Source organism: Arthrobacter sp. NPDC057013 (assembly GCF_042674585.1).
In the GTDB taxonomy this organism is placed as follows: domain Bacteria; phylum Actinomycetota; class Actinomycetes; order Actinomycetales; family Micrococcaceae; genus Arthrobacter.
The window spans coordinates 1-24638 of record NZ_JBHUSE010000021.1 but is presented as its reverse complement, the minus strand read 5'-3'; the positions used below and the strand labels follow the sequence as shown (position 1 = coordinate 24638).

The window sequence follows — 24638 nt, the reverse complement described above, 5'->3', positions numbered from 1 at the left end:
CCTACCGCGCCGCGACCCGCGCCGGCGCCCGCCGCGAAAGCCGGGACCACGCGGCGGGGGCCAGCACCACGGCGATTCCGACGGCGGCGCCGATCACCGTCTCCACGATCCGGTCCCGGAGCAGGATGCCGGGCGCGGCCGGCGAGACCAGCAGCGTGGAGATCAGCGCCAGCGGCGTCACAAAAACCTGGGCCAGCACGTAATTGCGGGCAATGAAGAGCTCGGCGCCGAACTGGCAGATGGCGATCACCAGGACCGTCTGCCACGGTACGGGCTGCAGCAGCAGGATGCCGGCCAGCAGGATGAGGCCCAGCACGGTGCCGATGATCCTCTGGACGCCACGGGCGATGCGGTGCCGCGTGGTGCGTCCCACCAGCGGAACCACCGCCGCCACCATGGCCCAGTAGTTGTGCCCGAAGCCGAGCTGCTGGCCCACGAGGGTGGCGAGTGTGCCGGCCAGCCCCGCCGCCACGAGGTAGCCCACGGCCTCCTGCCCGGCTGCGCGCTTCTCATCCGCGGTCAGCCGGACGGGCGCAGGCATCTCCCACGGCGTCCGGTGGCTCCGCAGCACCCGGGATGACAGACCGACGGCCAGGCAGAAAAGCGTGGTCGCGGCTGACACCAGCAGACACTGCCACAGCGGCGGCTGGCTGGGGATGGACGCGATGGCTGCGAACGCGAAGATGTGGAACAGCGACCCGGCCGGCCGGTGCCGCCACCGGGCGATCACCCATGAGCAGCCGCCGGCCACCAGGGTGGTGGCCAGCACCTGCAGCCAGATGCTCATCTCCGGGGACAGTCCGCCGGCGTGCACCATGCGGGCGGTCAGCGTGGCCAGGAGGATCACCAGGAGCATGAGCGCACCGGCCCGGACCTGGATGAAGAACCGCTTGCGGTGCAGTTCGCCACGGCCGTAGATGCCGGTGAACGCGCCGAACGAGGCGAAGATGGCCAGGTCCAGGCGGCCCAGCAGCAGCAGGGTGATCAGCGGTACGAAGACGCCCACGGCGCACCGCACGGCGACGTGATGATCCTTGTTTGCCGGGGCAAGGGTGAACATCTCGGCCAGCAGCTTCACGGGGAATCGCGCCTTTCGTTGCAGTTTGGACCTGACGACGGCGGCACTGGCGTCCGCTTACCAGCTTAACGGGGGCGGCCCCCGCCTTTCCCGTGGAGGCCGCCTGCTGCGCTGTTGCGTTCGTCTCCCCAGCCGTTCGTGTTTCCCGTCCCGGGGTTTATGTGCCGGGTCTACTTGGTGGCGTTGGTGCGCGCGTCCACGGTCACCACTTCGAAGGTCTTGGCGTTCGGCACATTAAACTTGGCATTCACCACGGCGAGGTTTTCATCGAAGAGGGCGGCCGTCGTCGGGACGTTGAAGTGGGCGCTCTTGATGACCTCGCGCAGCTTTGAGGTGGATTCATGGAAGTTCACCCGGAGCCGGCTGATCTGGTTGGAAAAGTTCTGCACGGCCCAGACGGTGTCGCCCTCGGCCAGGATGCCGTCGACGTTGGGCACCTTCACGCCGGTGATCTCGGTGCTGTTGCCGGTCCGCGGGCTGACCGTGTATAAGGCCGCGTTGCCCGAGTGGGCGACGACCAGCCGGCGGGCGTCGCGGGAGTAGGCGATGCCGTTGAGGTTGAACTGCTTGCTGGTGTCTGCCGCGGGTCCCTTCAAGGCCAGCGTGCGGACGTTGCCGAGGTCGCCGTCGTCGTCCACCGGAATGAAGTACAGCTCAGCCTGCCGGGAGTTCGTGAACCATGCTCCGTGGTCGGTGAGCGCCACGTCGTTGATGAAGGCTTCCTTCTTGGTCAGCTGGTAGGTCTTGACCGTCTTGCCCGTGTCGGTGTCGTACACGTAGGCCTGGCCCGTGGGCCCGCCGGCGACGAACAGCAGGTCGTTGTGCCGGTCCGCCTTCATGCCCACGGCCACCCTGCCGGCGGGTGCATCGATGAATCTGGTCGCCTTGTCCTTACGGATGTCGCCGCGGTAGATGTCCCCGGTGGCCAGGTCGCCGGCGAAGAATTTGGTGCTTCCGGCGGCGGCGATGCCTTCGGCACCCTTGGCGCCGTCCAGCAGGATGACCGGCGCAACGTCGTCGGAGCGGTCGTCTCCGGCGGAAGCGATCGGTGCGGGGACCAGGAGCGCGGCGAGGGCGAGGAACCCTACGGCGGCACGGCGGCGTGTATGGCCTGAACTGATGCTGATGGACATGACGGTGCTCTCCACGAGTGGACTCTTCCGTGCGAGCAGGCCGTTGTACGGGAGCTCCGCACGCTGGTCCCTTCAGTGTAGGGAGGGGGCCGGTGGCTGGCCATAGCCCGTCAACACCCCCGAGTTTTTGTCCAGATAATGGCCGCAAAAGTCCCATCAGAGGCCATTATCTGGACAAAAACTCCATGCATCCGGGGGAGGTTTCGCGGGATCGGAACGTCGGGGCAATCCCGCTGTAACAGCGGCCGGGCAGGCTGGAACCATGAATCCCCGTGCAAGTGCCCCGTCCCCTGCCGAACTGAGCTGCGAGGTCTGCGGGCAGATGCCCGAGCCCCCCAAGACACGCCTCACGCTGGCCAATGTCGCCGTCATGCTCCCGATCGAACTGCTGGTGCACGCGCTCGTGGTGCAGACGCATCTGCCCTACCTCGCCAAGGTGCTGGTCCTGACGCTGACGGCCACCGTCCTGGTGATCTGGGTGGCCGAGCCGTCCGCAGCGCGGATCCTGCGCCGGTGGCTCCACGCGCCCGCGCTGCGCCACCGCCGTCGGCTTGGCACGGCGCCCGCGCTGTGGCGTGCCCGGACCGTGCTCCGCGACGAGCCCGGCTCCCTGAAGCGGATCACGAGGTCCCTGGCGCTGCTGGAGACCAACATCCTGGGCATCCACGTCCATCCCGTCCGGGGCGGCGTGATGGACGAATTCGTGCTGTCCGCCCCGGGCGAAGTCAGCGAGCGCCAGCTGCTGGAGGCCCTGGCCGACGGCGGCGGACGGAGCACGCAGGTTTGGCCCACCACCGCCCTGGCCATGGCCGACGGCCAGACCAAGGCCCTGAGCCTGGCCGCCCGGGTAGCCGCCACTCCGGCGGAGCTTCCGCTGGCCGTGGCGGAGCTGCTGTCCGCCCGGATCCTTGACACCGGCACCGAGTCAGCCCGCCAGGCCTCACGGGACGGCGGGGAAACGAACGACGCCGGCACCCTCCTGAAGATTCCCACCGCCTGGCACGGACCCATCACCTTTTTCCGTCCCGGCGAGCCGTTCACACCGGCGGAGTCAGCCCGCGCCCACCGGCTCGCCGAGCTCGCCGAAATCCTGGCACACCGGGAGGCCCACAGTCACGGGGAGGCGCAGGGATCCGGAGCCACCCAGAAATCCGGGCTTACTTCCGGGCCGGGCGCGTCCCCAGCAGCATGTTCAGCCCCCAGCCCATAAGGGTGGTGACCACAACAGCGGCAGCAACGGACAGCAGCTGCGGGGGCGTGGTGAGGATGCCGAGGCTGATAATCAGCGTGGTCGCGCCGGCAGGCGGATGCGGCAATCCGATCCACGTCAGCACGAGCGTGGTCAGCGCCACCGACAGGGCACCGCTAACCACGTGCAGCGGGGTCAGTCCGCCCACCGGCGCCGAAGGTTGGCCCTGCAACCCAAACGCGTAGAGGCACAGGGCACCCGCCACCAGCCCGATGCCGTGCCCCACGAGGGCGTTGATCGGCCTCGACGCCTCCTGCTCAGGGGATTCGAAAAACAGCATCACCGTGGGACCGAGGCTTGGGAAAAGCCACGGGAGACGGAGGACAACGCCGGCAACACCGCAGAGCCCCAGCACCACGATCACCAGGGCAGCCGCATATGCACCGGCCCCAAGCCCGTCCCACTGGCTTTTCATTCTTTCCAGCAAAGAAGCCTCTGCCATCGCCGATCCTCCTGAGTCCTTCAACACCTGCATCCGGCGTTGTGGTGACCCGTACCCACACAGCGGCACCCTCACCCGCTGCCGGCAGGAACCCCTGCCCGGTCAGAACCCGGACGGGTAGCGGGGCGTGTAGCTCTCTTCGAGACGCCGGATCTCGGACTCGGTCAGGTCAAGCTCGACGGCGGCTGCGGCGTCGTCGATATGGCGCTCCTTCGTCGCACCAATAATGGGCGCGGTGACTGCGGACTTGCCCGCGCTCCACGCCAGCGCGACCTGCGCCATCGGCACGCCGCGTTCGTCCGCCACGGCGGCGACGGCGTCGACGATCGCTTTGTTCGCCTCCTCGTCCTGCTTGTACAGGCTTTTGCCGAACTCGTCCGTGTCTTTCCGCGCTCCGGATCCGGCTGCACCCCACGGCCGGGTCAGGTTGCCGCGTGCCAGCGGGCTCCAGGGGATGACGCCCACGCCGGTTGCCTGGCAGAACGGGTGCATTTCCCGCTCCTCTTCGCGCTCAAGGAGGTTGTACTGGTCCTGCATGGACACGAACCTGGTCCAGCCGTGCAGTTCCGCCACGTGCTGCATCTGGGCGAACTGCCAGGCCCACATGCTCGACGCGCCGATGTACCGCGCCTTGCCCGCCTTGACGACGTCGTGCAGTGCCTCCATGGTCTCCTCGACGGGAGTCACTGGATCATAGCGGTGGATCTGGTAGAGGTCGACGTAGTCGGTTCCCAGCCGGGTGAGGGACGCGTCAATCTCGTGCATGATCGCGGCCCGGCTGAGGCCGGCCCCGTTACGGGCCTGGCGCATCCGGCCGTGAACCTTGGTGGCAATCTGGATCTCCTCCCGGGGCGCCAGTTCCTTGAGCAGGGTGCCGGTGATCTCTTCACTCGAGCCGGCCGAGTACACATTGGCGGTGTCGAAGGTGGTGATGCCGGCCTCGTAGGCGCGCCGCACAAAAGGCCGGGCTTCGTCGAGACCCACGCTCCACCCGTGCGACCCCTTGCCCGGGTCGCCGTAGCTCATCATGCCCAGGACAACGGCGCTGATTTCCAGCCCGGAGCCTCCTAGTCGGACCGTCTTCATCGGGTTCTCCCTTCCCTGTCTGCCGTTCCCCGCCTGCAGTCACAATTCGTTTTTTCGCGGGCCACGGCCATCTTCCCCGAAAACCCTTGACAGTGTCCCACGCCACACCTATCTTGAATTTGGGATCCCAAAACGGGATCCCAAATGGCGGGACCGTTCCGCCGGCGTAAACCCAACACAGCCGGCCCAAAGATTCCCGCCGAACCGCGGCCGCACCGCCCCACTACATCCCCCCAGTCCGCACCCTTCCCGCAAAGGAGAAGCTGTGTCTCTCCCAGATACTGAAGCAGTGACAACCCAGGTCCCATCCTCTGAGTCCCGCGGCATCAGGCCCGGCAAGGACGGCGTGCAACGGCGCACCAACGTCCGCTGGAAGCTGTTCCTGTTGCTGCTCGTCCTGGTTTCCGTCAACTACATCGACCGCGGTTCCATCTCCGTGGCGCTGCCCATCATCCAAAAGGAGTTCAACCTTGCCCCGGAGCTCGTGGGCCTGCTGCTCTCCGCCTTCTTCTGGACCTACGCCCTGATGCAGATCCCGGTCGGCCTGCTGATCGACAAGTTCGGTCCCCGCAAGGTCATGACCGCCTCCTGCGTGGGCTGGGGCGCTGCAACCGCCGCCTCAGGCATGGCCGGAGGCTTCCTCAGCATGTTCATCGCCCGGCTGGGCATCGGCGTCACCGAGGCAGGCGTCATGCCGGCCGGCGGCAAGCTGAACGCCATCTGGATGCACAGGTCGGAGCGTGGCCGCGGTGCCACCATCCTGGACGCCGGCGCTCCCCTCGGCGCCGGCCTGGGCGGCATCCTGATCGCCGGCCTCATCGCCGCCACAGGCAGCTGGCGCAGTTCATTCGTCATCGCCGGCGCCGCCACCGTCCTCATGGGCCTTGCCGTCTGGTGGTACGTCCGCGACAACCCCCGGCAGCACCGGGGCGTCAACTCGGCCGAGGCCGACTACATCGAGGCCTCCCACGCCGAGGAGGATGCCGAGGCGGCGCGGGAGGGCAGCAAGGGCAAGCGCGCCCTGCTCCCCTACCTGAGGTTCCGCTCCTTCTGGGCCATGTGCCTCGGCTGGCTGGGCTTCAACGGAGTGTTCTACGGCCTGCTCACCTGGGGCCCGCTGTACCTGGCCCAGGCCAAGGGCTTCGACCTGAAAACCATCGGCTGGTCCACCTTCGTGATCTTCGGCGCCGGCTTCGTCGGCGAGATCCTGGGCGGCACCATCGCGGACAAGTGGCGCGCATCCGGCGCGTCCGCCAACCGCGTCATGCGGACGCTGCTGGGCATCTCCAGCGTCGTCGTGGTGGGCGGCCTCGTGGGCGTGACCGTCGTAGCGGACCCAACCACCGCCGTCGTCCTTCTCTCCGTCGTGATGTTCTTCCTGCGCTGGGTGGGCCTGTTCTGGAGCATCCCGTCCATCCTGGGCGGCCGCACCAACGCCGGCGTCCTGGGCGGGGCCATGAACTTCAGCGGCAACATCTCCGGCTTCGTCACCCCGATCGCCGTCGGCCTGATCGTGGGCGCCACCGGCTCCTACACCTGGGCGCTGCTCTACTTCGTGGGATCCGCCCTCATCATGGGCGCCTCCGTGCTCACCCTGAATTACAACAAGCGGCTGCCTGTCTAAGCTGGGCAACAGGCCCCACCTCCCGCCGGCCGGGAACGCAAAGTCACCAAGAATCCGAATGGAGCACCATGCTTACCGCAGAACAGACCCAGGACAAGGAACGCCCCCTCCGCGAGGCTGTCCGGGATACGCTCCGCACCCGGATCTTTGAGGGGCACTACGTTCCCGGCACCAGGCTGGTGGAACGCGACCTCGCCGCTGAATTCAATGTTTCCCGGCTTCCCGTCCGGGAGGCGCTGAGGATGCTCCGCCAGGAAGGGCTCATCAGCGACCGCGGCGCCCGGGGCGCAGAGGTCAGCACCCTCAGCGCCAAGGACGTCGAGGACCTCTTCGACGTCCGGCAGTCCCTGGAGGTGCTGGCCTGCCGGCTCGCCGCCACCCGCGCCACGGCCGGGGACCTCGACCGTCTGAGGGGACTGCTGGATGAGGCCGACCGCTGCCTCGCCAAGGGAGCCGTCATGGAAGCCCACCGCGCCAACAGCGAATTCCACGACGCCATCACCGGCATCGCCGACAACAACTTCCTCAAATCCGCGCTGGAACCGCTGCAGGGCCGCATGCACTGGCTTTTCCGCCACGTCAGCGACCTGCCGGAACTGATCCAGGAACACCGGGACCTGTACGAGGCCATCGCCAGCGGCGACCCCGACCGGGCAGCCGCCCAGTCGGCTTCGCACATCGGCAAATACCGCGAACAGTTCCCGGACGACTTCCAGAAAACGGAACCCTCCCTTCACCGGAAGAAGAAATGAAACTCCTTGTCATCAACCCGAACATCAGCGACGACGTCACCGCGCTGATCGAGTCCGAGGCCCTGCGCTCCGCCTCACCCGGCACCAGCCTGGTGGTCAGCACGGCCGGGCACGGCGTCGAATACATTGAAACCCGCTTCGAATCCCTGATCGCCGCCGGTGCCGTCGCCGAGATCATCGCCGGGCATCACGGCCAGGTCGACGGCGTTGTGGTGGCGGCCTTCGGGGACCCGGGGATGCCGGCCCTGAAGGAACTCGCCGACGTGCCGGTCATCGGCATCACCGAGGCAGCCCTCTGCGCCGCCGCCCTGCAGGGACACAGGTTCTCCATCATCGCCATCTCGGACCGGATCCGCCCGTGGTACCTGGACTGCGTGGAGCGGTTTGGCCTCGGCGGGCGGCTCGCGTCCATCCGCTCCATCAACGAGACCCTGAACGCCATCGGCTCGGTGCAGCAGGATTTCAAGGAAACCCTCCTGGCACTCAGCCGGCAGGCCGTCGCGGAGGACGGGGCCGACGTCGTGATCCTCGCCGGAGCGCCCCTGGCGGGGCTGGCACGCGACCTCCGGGGGCAGATCCCCGTTCCCGTGGTGGACGGCATCTCCGCCGGCATCCGGATGGCCGAGGCCGTGGTCGGCCTCCAGTCCGGCGCGCACCGTACAGGGGCGTTCGCCCCGCCGCCGGTCAAGGCCCGCAAGGGCCTGTCGGAAAACCTCGACGCCGCCCTGACCGCCGCCCAGACGGCGTCGAACGCCGCAGCGCCCAACTAACCCCAACAACTTCCCTTCCCAGTCAGGAGGACAACGATGTCCCGCATCCCCGAACTCGTCATCGCCAACGGCACCGTGGTCAACAGTTTTGGCCGCCGGTCCGCCCACGTCGTGGTGGTGGACGGCAAGATCAGCCAGCTGGTCGACGCCACAGAACCCGCGCCCCATGCCGAACGCACCGTCGACGCCACCGGCCAGCTGGTGATCCCCGGCGGCGTGGACGGGCACTGCCACGTGGCCCAGGTGACCGGCCGTTTCCGCACCCTGGACGATTACCGGACCACCTCCACCGCGGCCCTGTGGGGCGGCACCACCACCATCATCGACTTCGGCATCCCCCGCGACGCCCGCGAAACCCCGCTCGCGGCCGTGCTCAACAAGAAGGAGCTGGCGAAGGAGTCCCGCTGCGACGTGGCACTGCACGGGTCCGTGATCAGCTGGGACGAGACCGTGCCATGGCAGCTCGAACAGCTCGCCGCCGAGGGTGTCCGCTCCGTGAAGATGTACACCACCAACCGCGGCACCACCATGGCGGACGGGGACACCATCCTGCAGGTGATGCGCGAAATGGTCCGGCTGGACGGGCTCACCTACATCCACGCCGAGCACGACCCCATCATCAGTGACTGCACCCAGCAGCACGCCGACGACGGCCGGATCGGCATCGAGCACCTGCACCGCACGCGCCCCGAGCTTGCCGAGGAAATCTCGGTCAAGGAAACCCTGGCCATGGCCCAGTACACGAAGGCCCCGGTGTACTTTGTCCACCAGTCCACGCCCGGCGCCGTCGACCTGGTCACCGAGGCCAGGGCCCGCGGCCAGGAGGCCTACTCGGAAACGTGCCCGCACTACCTCACACTCGATGACACCGTGTACGGCTCTGCCTTCCCGGAGTGGTACGCCTGCTGCCCGCCGATGCGCAGCCCGGAGACGGTCGCGGCGCTAAGAGAGCGGCTGGCCGGCGGTGCCATCCATACCGTGTCCTCGGACCACTCCTGCTACGACCTGACCCAGAAGCGGGAACGCACCGACGACGTCCGCGCCATGCCGCACGGCCTCCCGGGCGTGGAGACCCGCATGCCGGTCACGTTCACGGCGATGGCCGAAGCCGGAAGCAGCGTGGAGGACTTCGTGGAGGTCTTCTCCGCCGGGCCGGCGCGCATCAATGCCCTGCCCGGAAAGGGCAGCATCGCCGAGGGCTTCGACGCCGACCTGGTGCTCTTCGATCCCGCGGAACAGCGGACCGTGGACTGCGGCGCGCTGCACATGGGAACCGACTTCTCGCCCTTCGACGGCCGCACGCTGGCCGGCTGGCCCGCCGTCGTGGTGTCCGCAGGCCGCGTGGTGCTGGACCGGGAGGGCTTCCACGACCCCGGCGCCATGGGCCGCTTCGTGGCCCGGAACGGGTTCCACGAACACCTTGCCGCCGCTGCCGACCTGTCCGCCGCGACCCTCTAGGAGCACCCGATGACCTCACCCCTCCGCCCCACCAGGATCGGTATGATCGTGCCGTCCTCCAACACGTGCCTGGAACCGCAGAGCTACCGCATCCTGGGCGACCGCACCGATGTCACCATCCACTTCACCCGGATCCCGGTCACCCGGATCGCGCTGGACGATTCGTCCGACAGGCAGTTCGACCCCGCGGTTATGCGCGAAGCCGCACGGCTGCTGGCGACGGCGGACGTGGACGTGATCGCCTGGAACGGCACCTCGGGCTCGTGGCTGGGGTCCGAACACGACCGCGACCTGGTCCTGGCAATCACCGACGCCACCAACATCCCCGCCACGACGTCCACGCTTGCGTACCTCGAGGCGTTCCGGGCGTTCGGCACGGAACGGATCGGGCTGTTCACGCCCTACACGGAGGACGTCAACGAGGCCATCGTTCGGTCCTATGAGCGGGACGGCGTCAAAACCGTCAGCCACCGCTGCCTGGGACTGAGCGACAACGAGTCCTTCGGCCGGGTCACCGACGATGAGATGCGCCCCGGTTCCCTGGAGCTCGCGGCCGACGCTCCGGACGCGCTGATCTACCTCTGCACCAACCTCTACGGCGCCAACATCGCGGGTGAAATTGAGGCGGGCACGGGGGTCCCGGTGCTGGACTCGGTGGCCGTGACGCTGTGGCACTGCCTGAAACTTGCCGGCTCCCCCTTGCTCGCACCAAGGTGGGGCAGGCTCCTCGGGGACTGACGCGCCTGGCCACTCAGGCCTGGTCTGGGCACCCCCAGCCCCGGGTCGCTCATCCGGAGCGGATCTACACCCGGATCGGGTCTACATCCGGACTTTGAGCGCCCCGGGGTCCACCCGGATGGACAGGTGCTTGACGGCGCCCACGTGGTCGCCGTCAAGCTGGAACTCCTCCTCGTGCTCCAGGGTGACCTCGATTTTTTTGCCCTGGAAGTACTCGGCGGATTCCTTCTTGTTCTTCTTGCGGCCGAAGATACCCGCCGCGACGCCCAGCCAGCCGAAGTGCCCGCGGGGCGCCAGGATCAGCAGGTCCACGATGCCGTCGTCGATCTTCGCCTCGGGGAAAATCTCGATGCCGCCCATGATCCGGCCGCAATTGCCGGCCATGACACTGCGGATCCGCCGCTTGACCGGAGGCTTGTCGTCCACCTGGATGGTGGCCCTGACCGGCTTGCCCGGCAGCTTGCGGATGCCGGCCTCGACGTACGCGAGCCACCCCATGCGGTCCTTCAGGACGTCCACCGTATCCGCCATGATCGCGGCGTCATAGCCCACGCCGGCCATCACCAGGAAGACGTTCTCGTCGTCGGACCCGTCAAAGGTGGTTCGGGCGACGTCGACCGTGCGATCGGTACCGTTCAGGACGTCGTATGCGGCGGATACGGGGTCCGTGATGTCCACGCCCATGTTGCGGGCCAGCAGGTTGCCGGTCCCGAGCGGGACCATGCCCATCGGCGTATCGGTTCCGGCCAGCGCCTCAGCCACGCACCGCACCGTACCGTCGCCGCCGGCGGCGATAACGACGTCGACCCCCGCCTCCAGCGCTTCCCGCGCCTGGCCCACTCCCGGATCTTCAACAGTGGTTTCCAGCCACAGCGGCTCGGCCCAGCCCTGCGTGTCGCACAGCCGGACCAGCGAGGCGCGGAGGTCGGCGCCCACAGCCTTGGCGGGGTTGACCACCACGGCGGCCCGTGGCGGCGAGGAAGCATTCTGGGCTGTCATGGTGTCCTTCGGCTGCTGCGTGCGGGCCCGAAAGCCCCGGAACTCAAATCGTAACCGCGTTCCCCGGATATGGGCACGAACCTCGTTTGTTTCGACGCGCAGCCTGCTGATCATTCCGTCTCAAGCCCGGCGGCGCTGCGGCGATCCAGGACCGATGCGCCAGCAACCGCCAGGATGAGGGCGGCGGCAAGGAACAGGGGCAACTGCGGCTCCTCTGTAATCACGACGCCGGCCGCGGCAGTTCCGGCGGACCCGGCAGCGATCTTGAGGGCACCGACCCAGACAAACACCTGCCCGCGGACCTGCGGCGGGGCAAACTCGCTGCGGGCGGCGAGGGTCGCCGCGAAGAAGTACGAGTTCATGACCCCGGCCGCTGCGTATGCTGCGACGGCGGGCGCAAGGGACCCGGACAACGGGGCGACGGCGAGCGCCGCGGCGACCAGTCCTGCGAGCCGCGTCACCAGCCGGTCCGCGTCGCCCCGCAGCGGACGGCACATCACTCCGGCAGATCCGGCCAGCCCGCCCAGCCCGTACGCGGCCGTCAATACGCCGGCGGCGGCTGGCTGTACGTGGAACATGGCGGTGGAGGCGACGGCCGCGATGGGAAGCGCGGCAACGGCGAACGCCACCGTCACGGTCAGGTACAGCATCCTCCGGAGGCGGCCTGTGACTGCCATGAGCCGCAGGATCTGGGCCGGACGCGGAACCTCGGCTGCCACTGCCGCCGGAGGAACGTAGGGCAGCAGCCGAACGACGGCGGCGGCAACGAGGGTGCCTGCCGCCAGGATGAGCGCGGCTGCAGTGGGACCGGCCCAGGCAGAGACAGCGGCCACGACGCTCGGTCCGATCGTCCCGCCGATTCCGTACGAGGCCACATCCCAGCCCTGGGCCCGGCGCTGGCTGACCCGGTCCGGGCCGGCGATCGCGGGAAGGCGGCTGCTGATGCCGCCGGTCAGCAAGGGCCCGACCAGTCCCGAGGCCACCAGCAGAAGGCCGCTCACCGCAGGCCACGTCACCGGATAGAGCAGCACCGCTGCGGCAAGGGTGGCGCCATGGACGATGCACGCCCACGCGATCAGGACGCGGCCGTCCCGGCAGGAATCCAGGCTCCGTGCCACCAGCGGCCCCAGCAGGTGCGGGGCCGTGATGCAGGCGCCAAGCAAACCCGCAATCCAGCCCGGCGCCCCGCTGGCAGTGACCATGAGGACGATCGCCACGACGGCTCCGCCGTCCGCGGTGCGTGCAAGCGTGGCCGCCGCCACGTAGCGGGCCAATCCGCGGCCGGGACGGACCGGTGCCGGTTTTCGCGGTTCTTGCTGCAGGGGCGCCTCCAGCTGCGCCTGCGTTTCCTGCCGCGCCTCGCCGCGGCTTGGGCTACCCACGCTGCACCTGCTCAGGCACCCAGGCCGCTGAGCCGCAGGGCTTCCTCCACCCTGGCGCGGTCCTCGCCGGCCAGGCTTTTCAACGGACGGGGCAGGCACGGTGCCTCCACGAAACCAAGCAATTCGGCCATCATGGCAGCGACCCGCAGGCTCCCGTACGCGCGGAAGAGCTCCCACACGGGCTCCAGCGCGGCAGAGGCTTCCAGCGCCAAGTCGCCCTTGCCGGTCTGGCCGGCCTGGCCGGCCTGGGCGAGGTCAACGATCACCCTCGCGGCCTTGGGAAAAAGACCCGCGATGACCGAATACCACACGTCGCACCCTGCGGTCAGTGCCTCCGCCGCGGCCCAATCGCCGCTGATGCCCAGGGAAACACCCCCGGGAACGACCGTCCGGAGCCGGGCGATGCGGTCGGCGGCCTGGCCCGGTGCAGGGGGCGGGAACTTGATCGATGCGATGCCCGGAAGGTCCGCGATGCGGCCATGGAGTTCATCGGTGAAGGTGAACCCCGTGGTGGCCGGGTTGTCGTAGACGGCGATCTGCAGATCGGACGCCGCCGAGACCTCGCGGTAGAGCCCGTAGACCTCTTCCTCGGTCAGCCGCTGGTACGACACCGGCGCCAGCAGCAGACCCGAAGCGCCCGCCGCCTGGGCATCTTCCACGCACGCCAGCACATCACGGGTGCGCATCGCCCCCACGCCTGCCACCACTGGAGTTCCCTGCGCGGCTTCGACGGCGGCCTCCACCACCCTGCGGCGTTCCTCGCGCAGCAGATAGGTGTAGATGCCGGTCGAGCCAAGCACTCCGATTGAGTCGGCGCCGGCATCGACGCACCGCACGACCAGACGGACCAGTGCGGCTTCGTCGACGTCGTCCCCGGCGAGCGGAGTCAGGGGAAATGCACAAAGTCCGTTGAACACGACGGTGTCCTCTCTCAGTCCTGTTTGGTTTCTCCCTTCATGCTCACAGCCGGATTGGTCCTAGCATAGGTCCAAGAATCCACGATTCAGGAGGACCAAGATCGAAACCGAACTGCCGCTGGTCCTTGACTACCGGAGCCGCGTTCCGCTTGCCGCCCAGCTGGTCGGCCGGCTGCGGGCCGCCATCCTGGACGGGACCCTGAGGCCGGAGCACACGCTCCCGGCGTCGCGGCGCCTTGCCGCTGAACTGGGAGTCTCCCGCGGGGTTGTGGTCCGGGCCTATGAGCAGCTCGCGGGTGAAGGATATTTGGAAAGCCGGGGTTCCGGCGGCACCCGCGTGGCAGTGCGCTCCGATGGCCGGGGCATGGCGTCCGAAGGCATCCAGGCCGCATCCGGCATGGAGCAAACCGCAACGATCGACCTCACGCCGGGACGGCCATCCGCCGCCCCGTTCCGTGACCGCGACTGGCGGGCCGCCTGGCGCAGGGCCGTTGCCGAGCCGGTGGAGGTCGGGCTCCCGGCCGCTTTGGGCACTCCGGCCCTTCGCACCGCCGTTGCCGAGCACCTCGCTGCATCCCGCGGACTGACGGTGAGCGCCGACGACGTCGTCATCACGGCGGGCACCAGTGACGCCCTGCAGCTGATCGTTGCCGCACTCCGCGGAGAATCGGCCCCGCCCCTGGTGCTGATGGAGGACCCCGGTTATCCCACGGCCAGGCGCGTGCTTTCCGCGGCGGGAGCTACGGTACAAACCCTCCCGGTTGGCCATGACGGGCTGGAAGCGGCACAGCTTGCAGCTGTTGCCCTCCGTCCCGACGCCATCCTGGTGACGCCCAGCCACCAATACCCCCTCGGCGGCCGGATGCCGGTGAAGGAAAGAATGGCCCTGCTGGCCTGGGCCGAAACCAACGGAGTGATAATCCTCGAAGACGACTACGACAGCGAGTTCCGGCACCGCAGGATGCCCCTGCCCGCCCTTGCCTCACTGCCTTCCTCCGCCGAAGTCGTCCTGGTGGGCACCTTCTCAAAATCACTGAGCCCGTGGCTGCGCTGCGGCTACCTGGTGGTTCGCGGAACCTCCGGGCAGCGACTTAAGGATGCGCGGGTTGACCTCGGCACACCGGTTCCCGGAGTCATGCAGTCTGCCCTGTCCAACTACATCGCCGGCGGTGGCCTCGCACGCCACATCGCACGCGCACGGCGCCAGTACGCCCATCGCCGTGAACTGTTGCTTGACCGGCTTGGAGGACGGGAAGACGTCCGGTTGGCGGCCCTGGACGGCGGCCTGCACGCCGTGATCCGGCTTCGGCCAGACGTTCCTGCCGGGCGTCTGGCGGAGGAAGCACTCCCTCTGGGAGTTCGGGTAGTGACTCTGGCAAGCTACTTTGCAGGAGGGAAACCGGAGAACGGTCTGGTCATTGGGTACGGCGCCCCGACTGATCTGGAGCTTGCCCGCGCACTGGACATCATCGCCGGGCTACTCGACCGAATGGCCGGCGGCACCTCCTAGCAGCGCGGCTCAGGAAAGCCCGGCAGGGCGCCCTCCAGCGCCGGGTTACAGGCGTCAGGATCCGGTCGCGAGGACGGCGGCCAGGGTGAGCATCAGCAGGGCAACCCCGCCGTCGAGGATCCGCCACGAAGCCGGCCGCGCGAAAAAGCCACTGAGCCCGCGTGCTCCGTAGCCGATGAGGGGAAACCAGAGGGCGCTTCCGGCTGCGGCCCCCGCCCCGAAGAGCCATTTACCCGAATCACCATGGGTGTTGGCCAGCGAGCCCAGCAGCACCAGCGTGTCGAGGTAAACGTGGGGGTTCAGCCACGTGATGGCGGCGGCGGTCAGCACGGCAGACCAGACGCTTCCCCTGCCCAGAGACTCTGCTGCTTTGAGCACCCCGGGCCTCAATGCCCGCCGCGCGGCGAAAAACCCGTACGCCAGAAGGAAGGCGACGCCGAACCACCGCACTACGGCCAGTAGCACCGGCGCTCCTTGGATGAGCGCGCCGATGCCCGCGACGCCGGCCAAGATCAGGACCGCGTCACTGGCCAGGCAGACCATGACAACAGGAAGAACGGCCTCACGTTTTAGCCCCTGACGCAGGACAAACGCGTTCTGGGCTCCGATGGCAACGATGAGGCTGAGGCCGGCTCCGAGCCCCGTCAGAAAGGGAAGCATTCCTCGAAGGTACGACCGGACTATCTGAAAAGCAATTCACTTTTTCTGCAGTTCCATTAGAATATCTTCATGGAACTGGACCAGCTCAGGGCGCTTGCCGCCGTCGTCGACCACGAAACCTTCGACGCAGCGGCGGGTGAGCTAAGGCTCACACCCTCGGCTGTGAGCCAGCGGATCAAGGCACTCGAGCGCTCCGTGGGCAGCGTTCTCGTGCGGCGCCTAAAGCCGGTCAGGCCGACGCCGGCGGGCGAGCAGCTCCTCCGTTCCGCGCGGCAGCTCCTGCTCCTCGCCGACGAGGCGGTGATTGCCCTGCGCGGGCCGGAGCCCGAGAAGGGAGACGCCGGCGGGCGGCACAGTGCCGGGCGGCTGCGGGTTCCCGTCGTGGCCAACGCGGATTCGATCGCGACGTGGCTTCCGCCGGCCTACCGGGAGATTGCGCTCGGCGGCCGAGTGGCCCTTGAGCTGCTGCGGGACGATGAGCACGCCACGGCCGACCTGCTGCGCTCCGGCGACGCCGTCGCCGCCATCACTGCGGATCCCCGGCCCGTGCAGGGATGCACCATCCGGCCGCTGGGCACCATGGTGTACCGGGCCAAGGCGTCGCGCGAGTTTGCGGCGCGCTGGTTCCCCGACGGGCCCACCCCCGAGGCCCTTGCCGGCGCCCCCGTCATGCAGTACGACCGGAAGGACACGCACCAGCTGGCTGTCCTCGCACGCGTCGCACCCGACGCCACTCCGCCGCAGCATTTCATCCCCGATTCAGTCCAGTACGTTGAATCGGTCCACGCGGGCCTGGGCTGGGGCATGGTGCCGGACCAGCAGGACCCGGAGAACTCGCTCGTGGAACTCGACCCGGCGTGGAGCGAGGACCTGCGGCTCTACTGGCAGGTGTGGACGCTTGACTCGCCGGGCCTCGCGGAGGTGACGGACGCCGTCGTCCGCGCCGCCCAGACGCTGCCGCCGCACCGAAAATAATTTCTGCGCGGCGGGGTGAGTCAGGACAGCACGGGCTCCAGATCCTTCTTTTCGTCCACAATGGGGATGTTCTTCGGGGCGGCCGCCCTGACGAACCTTGGTCCGGCCGGGCCGTACGCGTCCGCCGGTTCCGGGAAGAGCCACAGCACCGCGGGGTAGAGAACGGCCACCAGGCCGATCGAAACGGGGATGCTCAGGTCCACTCCAGCGGCGAGATTGCCAAGAGCACCGACGAACTGGTTCGGAACGTTCACGAACATGATTCCCATGAGCGCAGAGAAGATCCAGACGCCCATCGCACGCCAGTTCCACCCGCGGTTGAACCAGTACCGGCCGCCCACCTGGCGGCGGTTGAAGACCTGGAGCGAGTCGGCGTCGTACCATCCGCGGCGTGTCACGTACCCGATCATCATCATGATCATCCACGGAGCAGTACAGGTGATGATGAGCACCGCGAAGGTGGAGATGCTCTGCACAACGTTGAAGGCAAAGCGGCCCACAAAGATGAAGACGATCGCGATGGACCCGATGAACAGCGTGGCCTGGACGCGGGAGAACCGGGGAAAGACGCTGGAGAAGTCGAGGCCTGTTCCGTAGAGCGCGGTGGTGCCGGTGGACATTCCGCCTACCAGGGCAATGAGGCATACCGGCAGGAAGTACCAGGCAGGGGAAACGGCCAGGAGGCCGCCCACGTAGTCAGAGTTTTCAAAGAACGACGGCGCCTCCGTGGCAATGATGGTGGCTGTGACCAGCCCGAAGCCAAACGGCACGAGAGTGGCGACCTGGGCGAGAAAGGCGGCAGCCATGACTTTTCGCTTTGGCGTCTCAGCCGGGATGTATCGGGACCAGTCGCCCAGGAAGGCGCCGAAGGAGATCGGGTTGGACATGACAATCAGTGTCGATCCTATGAAGGACGGCCAGAACAGCGCGTTGGTGGCAGCATCCGCCGCCTGCCCGAACGTCCCGGCGTAGGAAGCATCGAACGAACCCGCGAATGCAAAGATGCCGAGCAGGAAGAGCAGGGATGCGGCGACCACAGCGATCTTGTTGACCCAGAGCATGAAACGGAACCCATAGATGCACACGGTCAGGATCAGGACAGCAAAGACGCCGTAGGCGAGGCTTAGCGTCACGGCGTTTTGGGGCAGCCCGACCAGGCGGTTCGCGCCCCCTACCAGCGCGTCCCCTGAGCTCCACACGGAGATGGAGAAGAAAGCGAACGCGGTCAGGAGTGACAGGAAGGACCCCACGACACGGCCGTGCACGCCCAGGTGCCCGGAGGACGAGACGGCATTGTTCATCCCATTGGTCGGGCCAAAAACAGCCATCGGGCACAGAATCAGGCCGCCGACGACGACGCCCAGGACAGTGGCCAGCAGTGCGTCCTTGAAGGACAGCCCAAAGAGAATGGGAAATGAACCCAGGACCACCGTGGCGAATGTGTTTGCACCGCCGAACACCAGCCGGAAGAGGTCCAGCGGTTTCGCGGTCCTGTCGGCAGCGGGAATCGGTTCGATGCCGTGCTTTTCGACTTCGGTCACTGCGGGGGCTTTGGAACCGTTGGTCATGAGATCGCCTTCTGGCTGGCAGGCGCCGGAGAAAGATGCTCGTGGACGGCGAGCACGCTGCCTGACTTTGTCCTGGCGAAAATGATGGTCTCCCTCTCGCGAAGGGTCTCTTGGGTGCCGGCAACGTCGATCACGGTTTCGACATCGTGGCTGAACACGGCACTGTCGCCGGCCACCTGAATGTAGGCGTTGGAGCTGGCGCATCCTGCGACCCGCCAGCCGTCCTCCACCCAGTTCTGCCACAGGTCGCGGTATTCCCCGCGCGAGCTGAGGCGGTTCGGTTCGGAATGGAAGATGAAGGTCGCATCGGGCGCGAAACAGTCGAAGTAGCCGTCTGTATCGGTGGCCGCGAAGGCGGTCATCAGCCTCTTCGCTGCTGCCTCAACCTCGGCGGTGGTCATGGCGGTGGTGATCAGGTCCACGGGAACTCACTCTCGGCGGTGCTTGCAAATGCTTCAGCCGTCACGTGTCCCAACTCACATCCGGCCAGGGTGTCAGTAAACCCGACAGGGTATTCAGCAGTCAACAATTGTTGCTTGACAGTGACTTTTGTTTCGCGCGTCGGCAGCCGACAGCGGCAGAAACGCAGCAGCGGCGGGTGCCGATGCACCCGCCGCTGCCGCATGAACCGTTCCGCCTCTCAGGCGTTTACGTGCTGTTAGGCGTTCACCCGCACGTAAGTCGAGCCGGTGAGCCAGGAGGCCGGGTGCACGATGGTTTCGTTGACACCGTTCATGCCGCTGCTGATGGCCTGCCCGCCGCCGATGTAGACGCCGACGTGTCCGCCGCTGATCATCAGGTCGCCGGGTTGCGGAGCCGAAACGGGAGTGCCGTACTGGTAGAACTGCGCGGGTGCGAGGTCGCCGACGGATTTGCCGACGGACCGCAGGGCCTGTTCCACCAGGACGGTGCAGTCCTGGGTCGCACCGAGCTGTGCCCGGGCGGAGGCCACAATGGCTGCGCCCACGCCGCCGGCCGCCGGTGCGGTCGGTGCTGCCGGGGTTATCGACGCGGAGGCGTTGTAGATTCCCATGCCGGTGGGCTCCGGGACGGCCGGGGCCGCCGGTGCCGCCGGAACGGCAGGAGCGGCCGGAACCCCGGGCACTGCCGGAGCTGCCGGAGCGGCAGGGACCGCGGGGGCTGCAGCTGCGCCCGGACCCGGGATGAGGATCTGGTCGCCGGGGTAAATGATCGACGCCAGTGACAGGCCGTTCTCTGCCAGCAGCGCATCAAGGCTGACGCCGTGGCGTGCCGCAATAGCCCCGAGGGTATCGCCGGGCATTACAGTGTGCGATGCTCCGGCCACAGCAGATCCGGCGTCTGCCGGAGCAGGGACTGCCGGTGCAGCCTGGGCCGGTGCGGCGAGCGCCTGGCCGGCGACGGACTGCACGGCGGCAGCGGCCGGGGCCGCGGCGGACTGGGCTGCACCGCCGGCAGGAGTTTCGGGCGCGTAGGCACCGGCGTGGGCGGGTGCCCCGGCGCCGAAGAGGAGACCGGAAGCGACGGCGGCCGCGGCCGCCGGCTTGGCGACCGAGGCGGCGTTGGACTTGAGGGAATACTGCAGGCCCTGCAGGGCGATGGAGGTGGTCGGGGTGGCGCGATGGCGCGCGGCCGTGGACTTACGTGACATGGTGATGTGCCTCTCCCATGCCTGCGGGGTTAGCTGTCGGGTTCGGGTGGGAGTCACCCGGTCCTGCCCGCTGCTGGGCGGTGCGTCTGGACTTAACCCCAGGCCCTGATGCGCAAGGCCGGTACTAACGTGGTTCCCCCGTCCCTGCCAGTTGTCATAGCGAACGGATCCCGGTCAGTGGCAGGGCTCGGCATTCTGCCCGGGAATGCCCTGAGCGGAACCAGGGCACCGGCCGAGGCTATCGCATCTCCGCACCAAAAGTCACATTTCGGTAACGGCCGGGGATGTGCGGAAGTGCAGGTGCCAACACCCTACAGGGCCTTCACCGCACCCAGCACCTTGGTCAGGGAATCCTTGGCGTCGCCAAACAGCAGCGTGGTCTGCGGCTCGAACATGAGGTCGTTCTCGATCCCGGCGAACCCCGGTCGCATTGAGCGCTTGAGGAACACCACCTGGCGCGCGTCCGCCACCTCGAGGATCGGCATCCCGTAGATCGGTGAGCCGGCGGTGGTCTTCGCGGCGGGGTTCACGACGTCGTTCGCGCCGACCACCAGTGCGACGTCGGCGGTGCGGAATTCGGAGTTGATCTCGCCCATTTCCTTGAGCGATTCGTAGGGCACATTGGCCTCGGCGAGGAGCACGTTCATGTGCCCGGGCATGCGGCCGGCCACGGGATGGATGGCGAAGTCCACGCGGATTCCCCGGGTTTCCAAGGCCTGCGCCAGCTCTGCCGCGGTGTGCTGGCCCTGGGCCACAGCCAGCCCGTAGCCGGGAACGATGATGACCCGCTGAGCGTAGCCCAGCAGCACCGCCACGTCCTCCGCGCTCGACGAGCGGACCGGGCGGTCGCTCACGGCGGTGGATCCCGCCGTCGAGCCTCCCCGGAAGGCGCCGAACAGGATGCCGGCCACGCTACGGCCCATGGCCGCGGCCATCGCCCGGGTGAGGATGGTGCCCGACGCGCCCACGAGCGTACCGGCCACCACCAGGAGCACGTTCCCCAGCACCAGTCCGGACGCTGCAACCGCGAGGCCGGTGAACGCGTTGAGCAGGGAGATGACGATCGGCACGTCGGCGCCGCCCACCGGCAGCACCAGCAGCACGCCTGCCACCAGCCCCAGCAGCAGGAGCAGCAGCGCCAGGACGAGGGATCCGCCCGTCACGACGGCGACGGCGGCACCGACTGCGGCGAGCAGCACCGCCCCCATGAGCACCGCCAGCCCGGGGAACACCACGGGGCGGGTGGTCATGAGCTCCTGCAGTTTCGCGAACGTCACGGCTGAGCCGGCGAAGGAGACCGCTCCGACCAGCAGGGTGAAGACGACGGCGACGCGCACCCAGGCGTCCTCCGCATGCGGCAGTTCCAGCAGCGCCACGAGCGCTGCGGCGCCGCCGCCCACGCCGTTGAAGAGGGCGACGAGCTGCGGCATCTGGGTCATCTTGACCCGCCTGGCCACGGGGGCGGCCACCCCGGAACCGACGACGATGGCGCCCAGGATCAGGGGAACGTTGTCGAGCCGGGTTGAGAAAAAGACGGTCACGACGGCGACCAGCGCACCGAAGGCGCCGATGAGGTTGCCGCGGCGGGCGGTGCGCGGCGAATTCAGTCCCTTCAGGGCAAGGATGAAGAAGACGGCGGCCGCGAGGTAGAGCAGGGCGGTGACGTTGGGGTCGAGGAGGGTCACCGCGTGGCCTCCGTGTTCTCCCTGGTTTCGCCCTGCGTCTCACTCGGGGCGGGCTTGGCCGGTTTATCCGGCTTGCGGCCACGGAACATCTCGAGCATGCGGTCGGTTACCACGAAGCCGCCCACCAGGTTCGCGGTGGCAAGAACGACGGCGAGCAGCGCCACCGCGAGGACCCAGGGGTGCGTGGCCTGGCCGGCGACGATGATGGCGCCCACCAGGATGATCCCGTGGATCGCGTTCGCGCCGGACATCAGGGGCGTATGCAGCGTGCTGGAAACCTTGGACACCACTTCGAAGCCGACAAACACCGCAAGCACGGTGATGGTCAGCAGGCTGATGCCGTCCATCAGACCACCCCTTCGTTTTCCGACGCCTTCACTGGGTCTTCCGCCATCTCGTCCGCGAGGTCGCTGTCTGTCCCGTCTGCAATGTCCCCCGGCGCGTCGGCTGATACATCTGCCGGCGCGTGCTCGCCGGAGAGTGCAGCGAGAGCCTCGGCTGTCGGCGAATGGCGCACCACGCCGTCGTGCGTCAGGCAGGCACCTGCGATCACGTCGTCGTCGAAGTCCGGGACCACCGTCCCGCCCCTGGTCATCAGGGCCAGCAGGTTGGCCACGTTTTTCGCGTAGAGCCGGGAGGCGTCCGTGGGCATGGCGGACGGCGCGTCCTTGAGGCCGACGACGGCGGTGGTCCCCTTGCCGTCGGCGGTGGGGACGTGGATGTCCCGGCCGGCGACGGACCCCTCGACGTTGCCGCCGGATTCCGCGGCGAGGTCGACGACGACCGACCCCGGGCGCATGCCCTGCACCATTTCGCGGGTCACCAGGAGCGGTGCATGCCTGCCGGGGACCGCCGCCGTGGTGATCAATACGTCGGCATCGGCGACGTGCGGCGCCAGCAGCTGCCGCTGCAGCGCGCCGCGGTCTGCGCTCAGTTCGCGGGCGTACCCGCCGGCTGCCTCGGCCGTCTCCAGGTCCAGTTTGATGAAGGTGCCACCCATGGACGTGACTTCTTCCGCCGAGGACGGCCGGATGTCGTTGGCGGAGACGCGGGCGCCGAGCCGCTTCGCGGTTCCGATCGCCTGCAGCCCGGCCACGCCGACGCCGAGCACCAGCACCCGGGCGGGCGGGACGGTTCCGGCGGCGGTCATGTAGAGCGGGAAGAAGCGGGGTAGGCGGATGGCGGCTTCGAGGACGCAGCGGTAGCCGGCCACGAGGGCCTGCGAGGAGAGGGCGTCCATGGACTGGGCCCGGGAGATGCGCGGCACGAGCTCGAGCGCGAAGGACGTGACCCCGCCTTCGGCGAGCGCCCTCACGGTGGCGAGTTCGGACGACGGTGAGGCCAGACCCACGGTAACGGCGCCCCGTTTCAGGGCTGCCGCCGTCGGAAGTTCCAGCGGACGGACGTGCGCAAGGATATCCAGCCCGGCGGGATCGAGGTCGGCAACGATCTGGGCGCCTGCCTGGCGGTATTCGTCATCGGCGTGGCCGGCGGAGACGCCCGCCCGGGATTCGACCAGCACCTCCAGGCCCAGTCCGGCCAGCTGCTTTACGGTTTCCGGGGTCGCAGCGACCCGCCGTTCGCCCTCCCGGCGCTCCCGCGCTATGCCCAGCTTCACCCGCCACGTCCTTCCAACGGGTGCAGCGGCGCCTTACTCCCGGAGTCCCGGAAACTACCGGGTTCCCGGACCTTGGGGCCCGGACGGACGGAGCGGCCCTGCTGCACGTAGTTGGCTAGAGTCTATGGCCCAAGGCGGCGTGGCGGGAGGGTGACGGCCGTTTAGTCGTCGTTGATCCCGGCGGCCTCGAGTTCACCGCGGACCAGCCGGCGCACCACCTCGGTGAGAAGCTCTGTGCCGCGAACGGCGTCCTCGTCACGCGTGAATTCGGCTTCGTTGTGGGAAATGCCTTCCTCGCTGGCCTGGTCCCGTTCGCCGTGGCATGCGCCGATCATCGACGGCTGGCTTTACGGCCGGGGCGCGGGAGACATGAAGGCCGGCCTTGCCGCGAATCTGTTTGCTTTCGACGCCGTCCGCTCAGCCGGCCTGGAACCGGCGGCCCGGATCCACTTCCAGTCAGTCGTTGAGGAGGAGTGCACCGGTAACGGCTCGCTGGCCGCTCATTTGCGCGGCTACCGGGCAGACGCCGTCATCATCCCGGAACCCGAGGAGGACATGCTGGTGCGCGCCAACGTTGGCGTCCTCTGGTTCAAGGTGCGCGTCACCGGGAATCCTACGCACCCGCGAGAGATGGGCTCCGGCTTCAACGCCATCGACGCCGCGTACACAGCTATGACCGCGCTTCGCGAGGTTGAAGAGAAGTGGAATGCAGACCGGGGCAGCCACCAGTATTTCGAGAACCTTGACCATCCCATCAACTTCAACTTCGGCGGCATTTCCGGCGGCGACTGGCCATCGAGCGTGCCTGCCTGGTGCGAATTCGATGTGCGTGCCGCCATCTACCCGGGCATCAGCGCCGACACGGCCTGGGCCGAACTGAAGGAGTGCCTTGCCGGGCTCTCCCGGGGACCTGAGCCCATCAACGCTGTCCCCACGAAGACCGGCTTCTACTCGGAGGGCTACGTCCTCGAGCCCGGCAGCGATGCCGAAAACCTGCTGGAGCAGACGCACCGCCGGGTCTTCGACGGGGACCTTCAAAGCTTCACGACGCCGGGATATTTGGATGGGCGCGTTTTCGCCCTCTACGCGGACACCCCGGCTCTGGTCTACGGGCCCGTTTCCGAAGCGATCCACGGGTTCGATGAGCGTGTGTCCGTGGAATCGGTACGCCGCATCACCAAGAGCATTGCCCTGTTCATCGCTAACTGGTGTGGGGTCAAGGAACACCGCTAACAGTGCCGGTGTGCCGTTCCTTCCGGCCGCCGCTAATAATGATGCTCCTATTGGTGTCAACCGTTCGGCGCCGCACGTCGTGACAGGGTGACCGGGGAACTGCTTAGTGGCGTCAAGGGTCTGTCGATCGC

General features: G+C 67.9%; 23 protein-coding genes, 1 pseudogene and 1 riboswitch. Of the genes and pseudogenes, 9 read left to right on the top strand and 15 right to left on the bottom strand.

Annotation, left to right across the window (positions count from 1 at the left end; translation table 11 throughout):
• Position 1 precedes the first annotated feature (1 nt).
• A complete protein-coding gene (locus tag ACFTSA_RS20315; protein ID WP_377953600.1) occupies positions 2 to 1078 on the bottom strand; it encodes an FUSC family protein in 1077 nt (358 codons plus the stop codon).
• 170 nt (positions 1079 to 1248) lie between these two features.
• On the bottom strand, positions 1249 to 2226 hold the full coding sequence (locus ACFTSA_RS20310) for a hypothetical protein (RefSeq protein ID WP_377953599.1): 978 nt from the start codon (positions 2224 to 2226) through the stop codon (positions 1249 to 1251).
• 247 nt (positions 2227 to 2473) lie between these two features.
• Between ACFTSA_RS20310 and ACFTSA_RS20305 the strand changes: the two genes are divergently transcribed.
• Complete coding sequence (locus ACFTSA_RS20305) at positions 2474 to 3421, top strand: amino acid-binding protein (RefSeq protein ID WP_377953597.1); 948 nt, start codon at positions 2474 to 2476, stop codon at positions 3419 to 3421.
• Here the strand turns inward: ACFTSA_RS20305 and ACFTSA_RS20300 are convergent.
• Positions 3369 to 3902, bottom strand: a complete 534-nt coding sequence (locus tag ACFTSA_RS20300; RefSeq protein WP_377953596.1) for an HPP family protein — start codon at positions 3900 to 3902, stop codon at positions 3369 to 3371. The genes ACFTSA_RS20305 and ACFTSA_RS20300 overlap by 53 nt on opposite strands.
• A 102-nt stretch (positions 3903 to 4004) precedes the next feature.
• Positions 4005 to 4988: an aldo/keto reductase gene (locus tag ACFTSA_RS20295; protein ID WP_377953594.1), complete on the bottom strand. Its 984-nt coding sequence runs from the start codon at positions 4986 to 4988 to the stop codon at positions 4005 to 4007.
• 289 nt (positions 4989 to 5277) lie between these two features.
• On the opposite strand from ACFTSA_RS20295, the gene ACFTSA_RS20290 reads away from it, so the two are divergent.
• From ACFTSA_RS20290 to ACFTSA_RS20270, 5 genes are all read left to right on the top strand, one after another.
• Positions 5278 to 6612, top strand: a complete 1335-nt coding sequence (locus ACFTSA_RS20290) for an MFS transporter (RefSeq protein WP_377953592.1) — start codon at positions 5278 to 5280, stop codon at positions 6610 to 6612.
• Between the two features lie 68 nt (positions 6613 to 6680).
• Positions 6681 to 7364: a GntR family transcriptional regulator gene (locus ACFTSA_RS20285; RefSeq protein ID WP_377953590.1), complete on the top strand. Its 684-nt coding sequence runs from the start codon at positions 6681 to 6683 to the stop codon at positions 7362 to 7364.
• Positions 7361 to 8134 (top strand): aspartate/glutamate racemase family protein, encoded by a 774-nt coding sequence (locus ACFTSA_RS20280; RefSeq protein ID WP_377953588.1) that lies wholly within the window; start codon positions 7361 to 7363, stop codon positions 8132 to 8134. The genes ACFTSA_RS20285 and ACFTSA_RS20280 overlap by 4 nt, the downstream gene beginning before the upstream one ends.
• A gap of 36 nt (positions 8135 to 8170) precedes the next feature.
• Positions 8171 to 9592: an amidohydrolase family protein gene (locus tag ACFTSA_RS20275; protein WP_377953586.1), complete on the top strand. Its 1422-nt coding sequence runs from the start codon at positions 8171 to 8173 to the stop codon at positions 9590 to 9592.
• 9 nt (positions 9593 to 9601) lie between these two features.
• Positions 9602 to 10330, top strand: a complete 729-nt coding sequence (locus tag ACFTSA_RS20270; protein WP_377953585.1) for an aspartate/glutamate racemase family protein — start codon at positions 9602 to 9604, stop codon at positions 10328 to 10330.
• 81 nt (positions 10331 to 10411) lie between these two features.
• Here the strand turns inward: ACFTSA_RS20270 and ACFTSA_RS20265 are convergent, their stop codons facing one another.
• From ACFTSA_RS20265 to ACFTSA_RS20255, 3 genes are all read right to left on the bottom strand, one after another.
• Positions 10412 to 11329, bottom strand: a complete 918-nt coding sequence (locus tag ACFTSA_RS20265) for a diacylglycerol/lipid kinase family protein (RefSeq protein ID WP_377953583.1) — start codon at positions 11327 to 11329, stop codon at positions 10412 to 10414.
• Between the two features lie 110 nt (positions 11330 to 11439).
• Positions 11440 to 12711, bottom strand: a complete 1272-nt coding sequence (locus ACFTSA_RS20260) for an MFS transporter (protein ID WP_377953581.1) — start codon at positions 12709 to 12711, stop codon at positions 11440 to 11442.
• 11 nt (positions 12712 to 12722) lie between these two features.
• On the bottom strand, positions 12723 to 13628 hold the full coding sequence (locus ACFTSA_RS20255; RefSeq protein WP_377953579.1) for a dihydrodipicolinate synthase family protein: 906 nt from the start codon (positions 13626 to 13628) through the stop codon (positions 12723 to 12725).
• A 100-nt stretch (positions 13629 to 13728) separates the two neighbouring features.
• Here ACFTSA_RS20255 and ACFTSA_RS20250 point away from each other — a divergent pair, with 100 nt between their 5' ends.
• Positions 13729 to 15138: a PLP-dependent aminotransferase family protein gene (locus ACFTSA_RS20250; RefSeq protein WP_377953680.1), complete on the top strand. Its 1410-nt coding sequence runs from the start codon at positions 13729 to 13731 to the stop codon at positions 15136 to 15138.
• 54 nt (positions 15139 to 15192) lie between these two features.
• Here the strand turns inward: ACFTSA_RS20250 and ACFTSA_RS20245 are convergent, their stop codons facing one another.
• A complete protein-coding gene (locus tag ACFTSA_RS20245) occupies positions 15193 to 15798 on the bottom strand; it encodes a LysE/ArgO family amino acid transporter (protein WP_377953578.1) in 606 nt (201 codons plus the stop codon).
• 69 nt (positions 15799 to 15867) lie between these two features.
• Here ACFTSA_RS20245 and ACFTSA_RS20240 point away from each other — a divergent pair, with 69 nt between their 5' ends.
• Positions 15868 to 16773, top strand: coding sequence for an ArgP/LysG family DNA-binding transcriptional regulator (locus tag ACFTSA_RS20240; protein ID WP_377953576.1), 906 nt, complete (start codon positions 15868 to 15870; stop codon positions 16771 to 16773).
• Positions 16774 to 16793: 20 nt separating this feature from the next.
• Here ACFTSA_RS20240 and ACFTSA_RS20235 read toward each other — a convergent pair whose 3' ends face one another.
• The 7 genes from ACFTSA_RS20235 to ACFTSA_RS20205 form a co-directional block, all read right to left on the bottom strand.
• Complete coding sequence (locus tag ACFTSA_RS20235; RefSeq protein WP_377953575.1) at positions 16794 to 18341, bottom strand: purine-cytosine permease family protein; 1548 nt, start codon at positions 18339 to 18341, stop codon at positions 16794 to 16796.
• Entirely contained in the window at positions 18338 to 18763 is a 426-nt protein-coding gene (locus ACFTSA_RS20230) for a YybH family protein (RefSeq protein WP_377953573.1), read from the bottom strand. Before ACFTSA_RS20230 ends, ACFTSA_RS20235 begins: the two co-directional genes overlap by 4 nt.
• Positions 18764 to 18999: 236 nt before the next feature.
• Positions 19000 to 19971: a LysM peptidoglycan-binding domain-containing protein gene (locus tag ACFTSA_RS20225; RefSeq protein WP_377953572.1), complete on the bottom strand. Its 972-nt coding sequence runs from the start codon at positions 19969 to 19971 to the stop codon at positions 19000 to 19002.
• 3 nt (positions 19972 to 19974) lie between these two features.
• A riboswitch (cyclic di-AMP (ydaO/yuaA leader) is annotated at positions 19975 to 20174 on the bottom strand.
• A 108-nt stretch (positions 20175 to 20282) separates the two neighbouring features.
• Entirely contained in the window at positions 20283 to 21656 is a 1374-nt protein-coding gene (locus ACFTSA_RS20220; protein ID WP_377953571.1) for an NAD(P)(+) transhydrogenase (Re/Si-specific) subunit beta, read from the bottom strand.
• A complete protein-coding gene (locus tag ACFTSA_RS20215) occupies positions 21653 to 22003 on the bottom strand; it encodes an NAD(P) transhydrogenase subunit alpha (RefSeq protein WP_377953569.1) in 351 nt (116 codons plus the stop codon). The genes ACFTSA_RS20220 and ACFTSA_RS20215 overlap by 4 nt, the downstream gene beginning before the upstream one ends.
• Positions 22003 to 23274, bottom strand: coding sequence for a Re/Si-specific NAD(P)(+) transhydrogenase subunit alpha (locus ACFTSA_RS20210; RefSeq protein WP_377953567.1), 1272 nt, complete (start codon positions 23272 to 23274; stop codon positions 22003 to 22005). The genes ACFTSA_RS20215 and ACFTSA_RS20210 overlap by 1 nt, the downstream gene beginning before the upstream one ends.
• Positions 23275 to 23435: 161 nt before the next feature.
• Positions 23436 to 23609 carry a hypothetical protein gene (locus ACFTSA_RS20205; RefSeq protein WP_377953566.1) on the bottom strand — a complete coding sequence of 58 codons (174 nt, stop codon included), beginning with the start codon at positions 23607 to 23609 and terminating at the stop codon, positions 23436 to 23438.
• Between ACFTSA_RS20205 and ACFTSA_RS20200 the strand changes: the two are divergent.
• Positions 23578 to 24507, top strand: a pseudogene (locus ACFTSA_RS20200) (ArgE/DapE family deacylase); the annotation flags it as partial. The gene ACFTSA_RS20205 and the pseudogene ACFTSA_RS20200 sit on opposite strands and share 32 nt — an antisense overlap.
• Positions 24508 to 24638 lie beyond the last annotated feature (131 nt).